At 72.3% G+C, this 12972-nt stretch carries 12 protein-coding genes; 6 read left to right on the forward strand and 6 right to left on the reverse strand.

From position 1 onward, the window contains the following. The first annotated feature begins 22 nt into the window (after window positions 1-22). A complete protein-coding gene (locus KZJ41_RS17560) occupies window positions 23-496 on the forward strand; it encodes a PH domain-containing protein (RefSeq protein ID WP_029544420.1) in 474 nt (157 codons plus the stop codon). A gap of 157 nt (window positions 497-653) precedes the next feature. After that, a complete protein-coding gene (ilvD, locus tag KZJ41_RS17565) occupies window positions 654-2495 on the forward strand; it encodes a dihydroxy-acid dehydratase (protein WP_203329191.1) in 1842 nt (613 codons plus the stop codon). A 54-nt stretch (window positions 2496-2549) separates the two neighbouring features. On the opposite strand, the gene KZJ41_RS17570 is transcribed toward ilvD, so the two are convergent. Continuing rightward, a complete protein-coding gene (locus tag KZJ41_RS17570; RefSeq protein ID WP_050035413.1) occupies window positions 2550-3347 on the reverse strand; it encodes a DoxX family protein in 798 nt (265 codons plus the stop codon). A gap of 112 nt (window positions 3348-3459) precedes the next feature. Here KZJ41_RS17570 and KZJ41_RS17575 point away from each other — a divergent pair, with 112 nt between their 5' ends. Continuing rightward, window positions 3460-4572, forward strand: coding sequence for a PQQ-dependent sugar dehydrogenase (locus KZJ41_RS17575; RefSeq protein WP_006947419.1), 1113 nt, complete (start codon window positions 3460-3462; stop codon window positions 4570-4572). Window positions 4573-4597: 25 nt separating this feature from the next. Here the strand turns inward: KZJ41_RS17575 and KZJ41_RS17580 are convergent, their stop codons facing one another. After that, the gene (locus KZJ41_RS17580) at window positions 4598-5548 is read right to left on the reverse strand and encodes a linear amide C-N hydrolase (RefSeq protein WP_029544427.1); all 951 of its coding nucleotides are present in this window, start codon (window positions 5546-5548) and stop codon (window positions 4598-4600) included. Window positions 5549-5833: 285 nt separating this feature from the next. On the opposite strand from KZJ41_RS17580, the gene KZJ41_RS17585 reads away from it, so the two are divergent. After that, window positions 5834-6250: a VOC family protein gene (locus KZJ41_RS17585; protein ID WP_006947411.1), complete on the forward strand. Its 417-nt coding sequence runs from the start codon at window positions 5834-5836 to the stop codon at window positions 6248-6250. 64 nt (window positions 6251-6314) lie between these two features. Here the strand turns inward: KZJ41_RS17585 and gatB are convergent, their stop codons facing one another. From gatB to KZJ41_RS17605, 4 genes are all read right to left on the reverse strand, one after another. Continuing rightward, window positions 6315-7826, reverse strand: coding sequence for an Asp-tRNA(Asn)/Glu-tRNA(Gln) amidotransferase subunit GatB (gene gatB / locus KZJ41_RS17590; RefSeq protein WP_006942345.1), 1512 nt, complete (start codon window positions 7824-7826; stop codon window positions 6315-6317). A 59-nt stretch (window positions 7827-7885) separates the two neighbouring features. Continuing rightward, entirely contained in the window at window positions 7886-8917 is a 1032-nt protein-coding gene (locus KZJ41_RS17595) for a 6-phosphofructokinase (protein WP_006942344.1), read from the reverse strand. A 94-nt stretch (window positions 8918-9011) separates the two neighbouring features. After that, window positions 9012-9698 (reverse strand): response regulator transcription factor, encoded by a 687-nt coding sequence (locus tag KZJ41_RS17600; protein ID WP_006942343.1) that lies wholly within the window; start codon window positions 9696-9698, stop codon window positions 9012-9014. 9 nt (window positions 9699-9707) lie between these two features. Next, window positions 9708-10922 (reverse strand): histidine kinase, encoded by a 1215-nt coding sequence (locus KZJ41_RS17605; protein WP_202917350.1) that lies wholly within the window; start codon window positions 10920-10922, stop codon window positions 9708-9710. Window positions 10923-11026: 104 nt separating this feature from the next. On the opposite strand from KZJ41_RS17605, the gene KZJ41_RS17610 reads away from it, so the two are divergent. Together KZJ41_RS17610 and KZJ41_RS17615 are read left to right on the forward strand one after the other, a co-directional pair. Next, the gene (locus KZJ41_RS17610; protein ID WP_238406504.1) at window positions 11027-11611 is read left to right on the forward strand and encodes a hypothetical protein; all 585 of its coding nucleotides are present in this window, start codon (window positions 11027-11029) and stop codon (window positions 11609-11611) included. Further along, the gene (locus KZJ41_RS17615; protein ID WP_006942340.1) at window positions 11608-12945 is read left to right on the forward strand and encodes an alpha/beta-hydrolase family protein; all 1338 of its coding nucleotides are present in this window, start codon (window positions 11608-11610) and stop codon (window positions 12943-12945) included. The genes KZJ41_RS17610 and KZJ41_RS17615 overlap by 4 nt, the downstream gene beginning before the upstream one ends. Window positions 12946-12972 lie beyond the last annotated feature (27 nt).

Raw genomic sequence — 12972 nt, forward strand, 5'->3', positions numbered from 1 at the left:
GGTGTCATCTCCACAGCAGCCCGTGCCACCACGCCCATCATCCCATACGGCCGAACAGCAGCCGCAGGTCATCCAGATTTCCCGGCTCGCGCTGCTCGCATGTGGGTTCGTGCTGCTCGGAGTGGCCTCCCCGGCCCTGGCCTGGCCCGCCGCGTTCGGCTGGATGGTGGTGATTCCGTTCCTCGTCGGCGCGTGGGTGCTGCGGGTGCGCACCGTCGTCGGGCCCGAGGGCATCACCGCCCGGTCCGCGTTCTCGACCCGGACCCTGGCCTGGGACGAACTCGACGGCCTGCGATTCCCCAAGCGGGGCTGGGCGCGCGCCCGCCGCACCGACGGCACCGAGGTACCCCTGCCGGTCGTCACGTTCGGCCGTCTCCCCCAGCTCGCCGCCGGTAGCGGCGGTCGCATCACCGACCCGTATGCGGCCGCGCGCGAGGCGGAGGCACGGGAGCAGGCCGCGGACACCGAGCCGGACGCGGACGTCGAGTCGAAATAGCACACGAGTAAATTCGAAGCCGCCCAGGCCCGCTCCGGCCCCGTCCGGCGGAGCCCGGTCCCCGGCGTCGCCGCGCCCGCGCAGCACACAGCCCCGAAGCAGCCCCAGCCCCGAAGCAGCCCTAGCCCCGAAGCAGCCCTAGCCCCCGAGGAACCCGATGCCCCCGTTGAGGTCACGCACCACCACCGCCGGACGCAACGCCGCCGGGGCCCGCGCCCTGTGGCGCGCCACCGGCATGACCGACTCCGACTTCGGCAAGCCGATCGTCGCGATCGCGAACTCCTACACGCAGTTCGTGCCCGGCCACGTCCACCTCAAGGACGTCGGCGAGATCGTCGCCGAGGCGGTGCGGGCCGCCGGCGGTGTGCCGCGCGAGTTCCACACCATCGCCGTCGACGACGGGATCGCCATGGGCCACGGCGGCATGCTGTACTCGCTGCCCAGCCGCGAGATCATCGCCGACTCGGTGGAGTACATGGTCAATGCGCACACCGCCGACGCGCTGGTGTGCATCTCCAACTGCGACAAGATCACCCCCGGCATGCTCAATGCCGCGATGCGCCTGAACATCCCGACGGTGTTCGTCTCGGGCGGCCCGATGGAGGCCGGCAAGGCGGTGGTCGTCGGCGGTGTCGCGCAGGCCCCCACCGACCTGATCACCGCGATCTCGGCGTCGGCCAACGACGCCGTCAGCGACGACGGCCTCGACGAGGTCGAGCGCAGCGCCTGCCCCACGTGCGGGTCGTGCTCGGGCATGTTCACCGCGAACTCCATGAACTGCCTGACCGAGGCGCTCGGACTGGCACTGCCCGGCAACGGGTCGACGCTGGCCACCCACGCGGCACGCCGGGCGCTGTTCGAGCGGGCCGGCACCACGGTCGTCGAGGCGGCGCTGCGCTGGTACCGGGACGAGGACGAGTCGGTCCTGCCGCGCAACATCGCCTCCCCCGCCGCGTTCCGCAACGCCATGGCGCTCGACGTCGCGATGGGCGGCTCGACCAACACCGTGCTGCACACGCTCGCCGCGGCGCAGGAGGGCGAGGTCGACTTCGACCTCGGCACGATCGACGCCATCAGCCGCAAGGTGCCGTGCCTGGCGAAGGTCTCCCCCAACTCGGACTACCACATGGAAGACGTCCACCGGGCCGGCGGCATCCCCGCGATCCTCGGCGAGCTGCGCCGCGCCGGGCTGCTCGAGACGGACGTGACCACGGTCCACACGACGAGCTTCGACGAGTGGCTCGATACGTGGGACGTGCGCTCCGGCAAGGCCTCCGACGAGGCGATCGAGCTGTTCCATGCGGCCCCCGGCGGTGTCCGCACCACCGAGCCGTTCTCCACCGCCAACCGCTGGTCGTCGCTGGACACGGACGCCGCGGCCGGCTGCATCCGGGACGTCGAGCACGCCTACACCGTCGAGGGCGGACTGGTCGTCCTGCGCGGCAACCTCGCTCCGGACGGCGCGATCCTCAAGACCGCCGGCATCGACGAGGACCTGTTCACCTTCGAGGGCCCGGCGTTGGTCGTCGAGTCGCAGGAGGAGGCCGTGTCGGTGATCCTCGGCAAGAAGGTGCAGGCCGGGGACGTCGTCGTGGTCCGCTACGAGGGGCCGTCGGGCGGGCCGGGCATGCAGGAGATGCTGCATCCCACCGCGTTCCTGAAGGGCGCGGGACTGGGCAAGCAGTGCGCCCTGATCACCGACGGCCGGTTCTCCGGCGGCACGTCGGGACTGTCGATCGGCCACATCTCGCCCGAGGCGGCGTCCGGCGGCGTCATCGGTCTGCTCGAGAACGGTGACCGGATCCGCATCGACGTCCCCACGCGCACCCTCGAGGTCCTCGTCGACGACGCCGTCCTCGCCGAGCGGCGCGCCAAGATGGAGGCTTCGGAGCGCCCGTGGCTGCCGGTCGACCGGCAGCGCACGGTCACCACCGCCCTGCGCGCCTACGCCGCGTTGGCCACCTCGGCCGACAAGGGTGCAGTCCGCCGGGTGCCGTAGGCACCGGTGCGTCCTTCGGGCTGTTCCTGCCGCCCGAAGGACGCACCGTCCGCGTCAGCGGCCGAATATCCAGAGGCAGACCCCACCCGCGACGCCGAGCAGCAGCGCGACGAACGAGCCGGCGAACGGCCGGGTCGCCCAGCCGCGGGTGCCGTCGACCGCGACCCGACCGGGACCGGTCAGCACGATCACTGCGGCGGCGGCCGCGAGCAGGGTCTCGTACTCCACCCCGTCCGGCGCGAAGTACTGCAGTCCCGGCTCGGCGGACTGCCGGAACAACCACGCGTTGATCATGATCGCCAGCACGGCGGCGGCGGCGAGCGGGGTGAGCAACCCGAGGATCAGCAGCGCTCCGGCCGCCACCTCCCCCACCGCACCGAGCACCGCGAGCAGGGCCGGACGCTGGTAGCCCGCGTCGGCGAGCATCGCCTCGAACCCGTCCATGCCGGGGCCGCCCCACAGCCCTGTCAGCTTCTGCACCCCGTGCACCACCATCGTGCCGCCGACGACGAGCCGCAGCACGAGCAACCCCAGGTCCAGTGTGCCGCGGCGCGCCTTCGCCGGCCCGGGCGCGGCACCGGTCTCCGCTCCGATCGGCGCCGCGACGGCGCCCGCGGGCTCGTACCGGTGCATCCGCTCGGTGGGGGCGACGTCGGAGTCCGCGTACCCGTACTGCGCCGGGCCGCGCCGCTCGAAGGCGGAGTTGTCGAGATCGAGGTCGTCATCGGACTCGAGCATCGACGAGCGGGGGCGCTGCAGCTCCAGGGTGGGATTGTCGTAGGGACTCGACACCGGCTCCGCGGCATCCTGCGGCGTCGGCTCCGGGACGTGGTCTTTCGCCTTGTCGGTCACCGAACCAGGGTAGGTCGCCCGGGTCGGCCGACCCGGGAACCGAGTCGGGGCGCGCCGCCCCGGTAACGTCATGGTCATGACGAGGCGCGCGAGAGTCGGTGGGTCGCGACGGATGCGAGCGACGGTCGCGTCGATCGTGGGTCTGCTCGCCCTCACCACGTCGTGTGCCCGTTTCGACGACGCGACCACCACCCCGTTCACGCCGGAGCCGAGCTTCGACGCGGGCGCCGAACTCGAACCGCTCGAGCCCCCGACGACGACCACGACGCCGGGCGCACCGCCGACACCGCCGGGCCCGTGTCAGGACCCCGACCCCGCGGTGGTCGCCACGTGCCTCGACACCACGGGAGGGCTGGTCACCATGCCGGACGGCGGCTCCGCTCTCGTCGCGGAGCGGCGCACGGGCCGGATCCTGCGGGTGGCACCGCGGACGGAACCGGTGGAGGTGGCCACCGTGCCGGTCGACGGTTCCGGCGACGGCGGGCTGCTCGATCTCGCGCTGTCGCCGACCTTCGACGAGGATCGGCTGCTCTACGCCTACATCACCACCCCGACCGACAACCGCGTCGTGCGGCTCGCCGCGGGCGACGTCCCGAAGCCCGTGTTCACCGGCATCCCGCGGGGGGCGAGCGGGAACGCGGGCGCGCTCGAGTTCACCTCACCCACCGACCTGGTGGTGCTCACCGGCGACGCCGGGAATCCGGCCGCGGCCGCCGATCCGGCGTCGCTCGCCGGGAAGCTGCTGCGGATGCCTCTGCCGGCGCCGGGCGCGGCCGCGGCGCCGTCGGTCGTGCTCTCGGGGATCGGAACGGCCGGCGACGTGTGCCGGGATCCCGCCGGAAACCTGTGGGTCACCGACCGCACCGCGCTCGAGGACCGGCTGCAGCGTGTCGGAGTGGACGGCGCGGTGGGCGCGTCCCCCGCCTGGACGTGGCCCGAGCGTCCGGGCGTGGCCGGATGCGCGGCCGGTGCGGACGCGGTCGCGGTGTCGCTGACGGACGGCAAGGCGGTTGCGGTGGTCGCCATCGATCCGGGAACAGGGGCGGTGACGGCGGCGCCCGTGCCGGCGGTGCAGGACCGCTACGGCCGTCTCGGCGGCGCGTCGGCGGGCGGCGACGGGCAGCTGTGGGTGTCCACCGTCAACAAGGCCGGCGGCGAACCGGGCCCGAACGACGATCGGGTCGTGCTGATCCAGTTCCCCGCCGGCGGGGGCGGCTTCGACTAGCCGGAACCGTTCGTCTCGGGGTACGTCACGACAGCGTGAAGGGCGGCTCGGCCGCGTCGGTGAACGCGCCGCTCACGTTGCCCAGCAGGCCCGGTTTCGCAAGGTCGAGCTTGCGGCAGGTCGAGAAGTCCAGGTCGGCCGACCGGGTCCACACGATGTTCGGGCTGAACGACGATTCGAACATGTACAGCCCCTCGGTCAGGTCCGTCAGCGTGCGCCAGATCGTCATCGAGATGTTCGGCCGTTGCGGATCGGGTTCGCCGAACGGTTGCGCGACATTGCGCATGACGCTGAGCAGCGCCGCATACGCACGGGCCGGGGTCTCCACGGCGGGCAGTCGGTCGAGATAGTAACTTGCCCGGACGAAGCGGTCGGACGCCTCCGTGGTGCCGGGCAGCGGCTCGGATCCCCCGAAACCGGTAAAGCTCTTCCGGAGTTCGATCTGCTCGTCGTACGGCGGTGAATTCGTCATGACGGTGTTCGCGCGGCCGTGATGTATCCGCAGCGTTCCACCGATGTGCTCGAGGATCAGGGAGTCACCGCTCGCGTCCTCGAGGGCCAGATGCACGGTCGCGGGACGCTGGGAGCGCGGCTCGATCAACGGTCGGACCTGGAAGGGCCGCTCGGCCATCAGGGCGAGGCACTCGTCGACGGTGCCGCACAGGTCCAGAAAGATCTGCGGCCACAGGGACACCGCGAGCGCGGGCAGTTCCGGGTCCCGTTCCCCGAAGTCCGCCTCCGCGAGCCACAGCACGTGGGCGGCCAGGCCGCGCTCGTTGATCCCGTCGCTCGTGGCGTTGTCCCAGACGGCGGCCACGAGACTGCCGTACCGGGCCGTCCAGGTCACCGGGTCGGGATCGCGGTCGTGCCCGATCCTGTCGACCCCCCGCGGAAGTGACCACAGGTTCGTGTCCATCTCCTCGCGCCAGTCCATGTTCCGGCCGACGAGAACGCCGTGCCCGCTTCCGGTCCACATTGCCCGAGTGCACATTGATCCTCCGCGATGTCCGACGAGAAATCCGGCCGCCCGTGCGCCGTGAGCGTCGACCCGCCCCACGACGACAGTGACAATACGGACGTTTCGGTCGAATCTCAGCGTTTTCGCGGCGGATCCGCCCGCACCCGCTCCCGCGACGGTTCGGATTACTCGAATTCGACTGTGTCGCAATTGCTTCCGGCACACTTCCCCGTTCGACCCGGGACGGTGCAACAATGTCGCCGATCGGTCCGAAGCAGTGGCACGCCCGAGGGAGGGGCCCGCATGACCACACGCCTGAATCCGTACATCAGCTTTCGCGACAATGCCCGCCAGGCCATGGAGTTCTACCGATCCGTGTTCGGCGGAGAATTGGATGTGAGCACGTTCGCGGAGATGCACGCGAGCGACGACCCGTCCGAGCAGGACAAGATCATGCATTCGATGCTGGCGAGCCCGAACGGTCTCGTCCTGATGGCGGCGGACACCCCCAACCAGATGAGCTACAACCCGGGGGACAACATCTCGATCTCGCTCAGCGGCGACGACGAGGCCGAGCTGCGGGGCTACTGGGACCAGCTGAGCGACGGCGGAACCATCGCCATGCCGCTCGAGCGAGCACCGTGGGGCGACCACTTCGGCATGTGCACCGACAAGTTCGGCATCCAGTGGATGGTGAACATCGCCGGCGACACGCAGTAGACACACGGGCGGCCTGCCATCCCGGCAGGCCGCCCGCTCGCGGAAGAACCTCTCGTGGAAGAACTCAGCTGCAGGCGGCGAGCACGAGCTCCTTGACCAGGGCCGGGTCGGCCTGGCCGCGGGTGGCCTTCATCACGTCGCCGACGATCTTGCCGGCCGCCTGGACCTTGCCGCTGCGGATCTTGTCGGCGATGTCGGGGTTGGCGGCCAGCGCCTTCTCCACCTCCGACTTGATGAGCGAGTCGTCGCGCACGACCACGAGTTCGGGGTGCGCAGCGAGGATCTGCTTCGGGTCGCCCTCACCGGCGAGCACGTAGTCGACGACCTTGCGGGCGAGCTTGTTGGTGAGCGTGCCGTCGGCGACGAGGGCGATCACCTGCGCGACCTGCTCCGGGGTGATCGGCAGCTCGACGAGCTCGACGCCGCGGGTGTTGGCCTGCTGGGCCAGGTAGGCGACCCACCAGGACCGGGACTCGGAGGCGGGGGCGCCGGCCTCGGTGGTGGCGATGATCAGGTCCAGGGCGCCGGCGTTGACGAGGTCGCGCATCTCCTCGTCGGAGATGCCCCACTCGGCCTGGATCCGGGCGCGCCGCAGCCACGGCAGCTCGGGGAGGGTGGCGCGCAGGTCCTCGATCCACTCCGCGCTCGGGGCGATCGGTTCGAGGTCCGGTTCCGGGAAGTAGCGGTAGTCCTCCGCGGTCTCCTTGCGCCGGCCCGGCGAGGTGGTGCCGTCGGCCTCCTGGAAGTGCCGGGTCTCCTGGATCACCGTGCCGCCCGCGGTCAGGACCGCGGCCTGGCGGCGCATCTCGTACCGCACGGCGACCTCGACCGACTTGAGCGAGTTGACGTTCTTCGTCTCGGTGCGGGTGCCGAACTCCGCCGCTCCGATCGGGTTGAGGGAGAGGTTGGCGTCGCAGCGCATCGAGCCCTGGTCCATGCGCACGTCGGACACGTCGAGGGCCTTCAGCAGGTCCCGCAGCGCGGTGACGTAGGCGCGGGCGACCTCGGGGGCGCGCTCGCCGGCGCCGACGATGGGCTTGGTGACGATCTCGATGAGCGGCACCCCGGCGCGGTTGTAGTCGAGCAGCGAGTGGCTCGCCCCGTGGATGCGGCCCGTGGCGCCACCGACGTGCAGCGACTTGCCGGTGTCCTCCTCCATGTGCGCGCGCTCGATCTCCACGCGCCACGTGCTGCCGTCGTCGAGGACCACGTCGAGGTAGCCGTCGGTGGCGATCGGCTCGTCGTACTGCGAGATCTGGTAGTTCTTCGGCTGGTCCGGGTAGAAGTAGTTCTTCCGCGCGAACCGGCCCCACGGCGTGATCGAGCAGTTCAGCGCAAGGCCGATGCGGATCGCCGACTCCACCGCCGCCTGGTTGACGACGGGCAGCGAGCCGGGCAGGCCGAGGCACACCGGGCACACCTGCGTGTTGGGTTCGGCGCCGAACGTGGTCGGGCACGGGCAGAACATCTTGGTCGCGGTGTGCAGCTCGACGTGCACCTCCATGCCCATCACGGGCTCGAACTTCGCGAGCACCTCGTCGTAGGCGAGCAGATCATCGGACATGGCGGCAGTCATGCGCTCGATTTTAGACGGTGCCGCCATGCGGCGAACCGGCCCTCACGCGCGGCGCGACCTCACCCGAAGATGATCCGCATCTCCTCGTAGCGGTCCTTCGGCACCCGCTTGTGGTTGGCGAGCGCCTCGTCGAAACCGACCCGGGCGATGTCGGTTCCGTGCAGCGCCACCATGTGCCCCCACTCCTCGTCGGCGACGAGATCGGTGACCGCCATGCCCAGGCGGGTGGCGAGCACCCGGTCGAAGGCCGTGGGCACGCCGCCGCGCTGGATGTAGCCCAGGATCGTGGCGCGGGTCTGGATGCCGGTGCGCTCCTCGATCATCGGGGCGAGGACGTCGGCGATGCCGCCGAGCCGCGGCCGGTCGAACTCGTCGCGCCCCTTGTCGGAGTACGCCTCGGTCATCTCCGGCAGGGTGAATCCCTCCGCGACCACCACCATGGGGGCCCGGCCGCGGTCGCGGACGCTGGTGACCCATTCGCAGATCTGCTCGATGCTCTCGGGCTGTTCGGGGATGAGGATGGCGTGGGCACCCCCGGCGGTGCCGGAGTGCAGCGCGATCCACCCCGCCTCCCGGCCCATCACCTCGAGGACCATGCAGCGCTTGTGCGAGTTGCCGGTGGTGCGCAGCCGGTCGATCGCCTCGGTCGCGATCTCGACGGCGGTGTCGAAGCCGAAGGTGTAGTCCGTCTGGCCGAGGTCGTTGTCGATGGTCTTCGGCACTCCGACGATCCGGATGCCCTCCTCGAACAGCCGCTTGGACGCGGCGGCCGTGCCCTCGCCGCCGATGGCGATCACGGCGTCGACGCCCATGCGCTCGAGCGTGCGGGCGATGTTCTCCGCGCCGCCGTTCGGTCCTTGATAGGGGCCGAACCGGCTGGTGCCGAGAATAGTGCCGCCCTGATGCGACAATCCCCGAACCTTGCTGCGATCCAAGGGGATTGCGTCGCCTTCCACCAAACCACGCCAGCCGTCGAGGAATCCGACGAACTCCTGACCGTAGACGGTCCTGCCCTTGAGGACCGCTCCGCGGATCACCGCGTTCAGGCCGGGGCAGTCCCCGCCGCTGGTGAGAATGCCGATGCGCGTCATCCGTACCTCCGTGCCGGTCGTGCAGGTTGTCGGTGGTCCTCCCGGCAATACTGCCCCGGCGCGGCGCCCGCGGCATCCCGATCGCGGGTGCCGCTCACCCCGGCACGACCAGTCCGGACTCGTACGCCAGTACCACCGCCTGCGCCCGGTCCCGCAGGTTCAGCTTCCCGAGCACCTTCCCCACGTGCGTCTTGACCGTCTGCTCCGCGACGAACAGGTGCGCGGCGATCTCCTGGTTCGACAGCCCGCGGGCGATCAGCTCGAGCACCTCGCGTTCGCGCGGGGTGAGGACGTCGAGCGCCCGATCGCGGCCGCGGCGCGGCGACCGCCGGCGGGTGACGTCCGCGATGAGGCGGCGCGTGACGGTCGGCGCGAGCAGCGCCTGGCCGTCGGCGACGACGCGGACCGCCCGGATCAGTTCGTCGGCGGGCGCGTCCTTGAGCAGGAATCCGCTGGCGCCCAGGCCCAGTGCCTCGTAGACGTAGTCGTCGATGTCGAAGGTGGTGAGCATCAGCACACGTGTCGGCGGATCGGTGCGCCCGGCGAGGATGTGCCGGGCCGCGTCGAGTCCGTTCATCTCGGGCATCCGCACGTCCATCAGGACCACGTCGGGACGCAGGCGGGCCGCCTCCGCGACGGCCCGCCGACCGTCCGGGGCGTCGCCGATCACGCTGATGTCGGGTTGGGCGGCGAGCAGGGCGCCGAAGCCCTGCCGCACCATGGCCTGGTCGTCGGCGATCAACACGGTGATGGGGGTCGCGGCTGCGCTCGGGTCCGTCACGGCCTCAGCCTAGGCCGCCGGGACGCGCGGCAGCTGCGCTCGCACCTCGAATCCACCGCCCGGGACGGGATGGGCCACGAGCCGCCCTCCGACCGCCAGCGCCCGGTCGACCATGCCGCGGATGCCGTTCCCGCCGCCGCGGTCCCCGGGTCCGGGCTCCGCGCGCCCGGGGCCGTTGCGCACGGTCACGCTCACCTCGTCCGGTCCGTACGCCACGCCGACCTGGACCGGTGCCCCGGAGGCGTGCCGGGCGGCGTTGGCGAGCGACTCCTGCAGGATGCGGTACACCGTGAGCGCGGTGGCGTCGGAGACACCCGCCGGGTCACCGTCCGTCGCGGTGGACAGGACCATCCCGGCGCGCCGCGCGCCCTCGAACAGGTCGCCGAGCCGGTCGAGGCCGGGCTGGGGAGCCTGCGCCCGTTCGCCGTCGCCGTCGCTGACGTCGGCGAGGTTGTCGCTCCGGAGCACGCCGAGCATGCCGCGCACCTCGTTGAGCGCCTCGCGGGCGGTCGCCCCGATGGATTCGAACTCCGCGCGCACCGGTTCGGGGACCTCGGGCAGGCGGTACGGGGCGCTCTGCGCCTGCACCACGACGAGGGACATGTGGTGCGCGACGATGTCGTGCAGGTCGCGGGCGATGCGGGCCTTCTCCTCGAGGATCGCGCGGCGGGCCCGCTCGAGTTCGCTGACCTCCTCCTGCCGAGCCAGCTGCCGCCGGGAGAGCACGAGCCACCGCACGAGCAGGCCGAACACCGCCATCGCGGTCAGGCCGAGCGCCCAGCCCCAGCCGTTCTGCCCCGGCACGTGGGTGAAGAACAGCACCACGGTGGCCGCCCACACGAGCCCGGCGATCTGCAGGGACGCGCGCATGCTCACCGCGACGAGCAGCGCGCACAGCACGAGGATGTGCACCACCTGCCAGGGGTAGTCGTAGCCGGGGACGAGGTCGAAGGCGCGCGGGATCGCCAGCGCGGCCCCGGCCGAGACCGCCCACCCGAGGGCGGGATCGGTCCGGATCGCCACGAACGGCCCGGCCGCGAGCGCCGCGACGACGGGCATCAGCGGTGCGGGCACCTCGTGGGTGAGGTGCAACGTGGGCCACGCGACCGCGTACAGGATCAGCGTCGCCGCCACGATCGCGATCGTCCACCAGCGGCCTCGGCCGCGTTCTCTCGTCCAGCGCACGGCACCACGGTAGGCACGGGACGCCCGCACTGTCGTCATACCAGGGGGTGAGATGCGCCTGGCTCCGTGGGGGCAGACGGCCGCGGCCGGACCGCTCCGGCGTGGGATCCGCGGCGGTCCCCGTCGTTCCTAACGTCCGTGCCATGCGCAGACGAGCGACGACAGTGATGGTGGGTACGGCCGCGGCGCTGTTCCTGGGAACCGTTGGGGCGCAGGCTGGTCCGGAGGGGGAGCCGAGGCCGCACGGGGGCGCCACGGCGGCGGCGGTGGCGGCGCTGTCCGACGGCGACACCGCGGCGGCGCTCGAGGTCTTCCCGGCCGGCTTCGAGCCGGCGATGCACTACCGCCCGGTCACCGAGGACGGGATCCTGGTGGATCCCCTCGGGGGCTGCTCGTCCCCCGTCCCCCTGCCGAAGTTCTTCGAAACACCCTGCCGTGAACACGATCTCGGCTACGACCTGCTGCGATACGCCCGGTCGGTGGGACACGAACCGGGTCCGCAGGCGCGGCGCGGCCTGGACGCCCGGCTGAGCCGGCACCTGCACGAGGCGTGCCGCACGGCGGCTCCCGGCGACGGCTGGTGCGTCCTCACCGCGGATGTGGCGTCGATTGCCGTGCGGTTCAATTCGTGGCGGCAACGCGACGCGGCACCGGTTCCCGAGTCACCGCTGCCGTACGCGGCCGTGGTGTGGACGTTGGCCGCGGCGGCGCGGTGGGCGGTGCGATGAGGGCGCTCGCGGCGTCCGCGGCCGCGGACGCGGGGGTCGATTCGCTCGCGCGGCGCTGCCCGCGGGTGGCGACGACCGTGGCGGTGACGATCGCGGTGTGGGTCTCGCTCGCGCCGTCGCTGCTGCCCCGTGCGGCCCTGGCACAGGCCGCTGCCTCCGGATGCGCCGCCGCAGCCGCGGCCGTGGCCGGCGGGGTGCGCCGCCGGCGGCACGGGGGATCCGCGCGGCCCGGGGCCGCGCGGCCGGCGGCGCTGGTCGTCGCGGCCGGCGCGCTCGGGTGGGCGGTGCTCGCCGCGGCGCAGTGGCAGGACGCGTTGCGGGCGTCGATGGGGCGACCACCCGCCGGTCCGGCGCACTGGATCGTTGTATGTAGTTGTGCCCCCTTGATATTCGCGGCAGTACGGGCGATCGGCCGGGTTCCGGGGGCGTGGCGCCGGCGGGCCGGCACCCGCGCGGTCGCGGCCACGGCTGTCACGGTGGCCATGGGCGTCGGCGTCGCGATTGTGCCCGTGGGGCTCGGGCAGGCAGACCCGGTCGCGAGGCCCGTCGCCGCCGCGGTGGCCGGCAGTCCGTCGTCCCTGGTGTCCTGGGAGTCCCTGGGCGACGAGGGCCGCCGTTTCGTGACCCTCGACGCGCATCCCGGCGCGATCCGCACGTACGTGGGGCTCGGATCCGCTGCGGACGCCCGCTCGCGCGCCGCGCTGGCCGTGCGCGAACTCGACCGCGCCGGTGGGTTCGCCCGCGCCCACGTCGTGGTGGCGGTGCCCACCGGCTCGGGCTGGATCGACCCCGGCGCGGTGCGGGGGTTCGACACGGTGTTCGGCGGCGACGTCGCGCTCGTGGCGCAGCAGTACTCGGCCGCGCCGAGCTGGGTGACGTTCCTGTTCGACCGGAACGCGGCCGCGGCGTCGGCCCGCGCCCTCCTGACGGCCGTGCGCGCCCACCTCGACACCCTGGACCCGGTCCGGCGCCCGCAGCTGCACGTGTATGGGCAGAGCCTCGGGTCGATCGGGGGCAGCGCCGCGCTCGCCGACCACGCATCGGCCGCGGCGGGTCCCTGCGCGGCGATCTGGGCGGGTCCGCCGGCCGGCGCGGTGCGCACGGCCGGAGCGATCGTCACCGCGAACACGTCGGATCCGGTGGTGTGGTGGCAGCCGTCGCTGCTGTGGTCCCCGCCCGACCTGTCCCGAGCGCGACGCGACGCGCCCGTGCCGCGGTGGCTGCCGGTGGTCAGTTTCGTGCAGGCGACGCTGGACCTGCCGGTGGCGCTGGACGCGGCCCCCGGTCACGGGCACCGCTACGGCCCGGACCAGGCCCGGTGCGACCACCCCTGACCGGGACGGAGCACCGGGCCTCGGCCG

It is taken from the genome of Rhodococcus sp. 11-3 (assembly GCF_023704055.1).
GTDB classification, from domain to species: Bacteria; Actinomycetota; Actinomycetes; order Mycobacteriales; family Mycobacteriaceae; genus Rhodococcus; species Rhodococcus aetherivorans.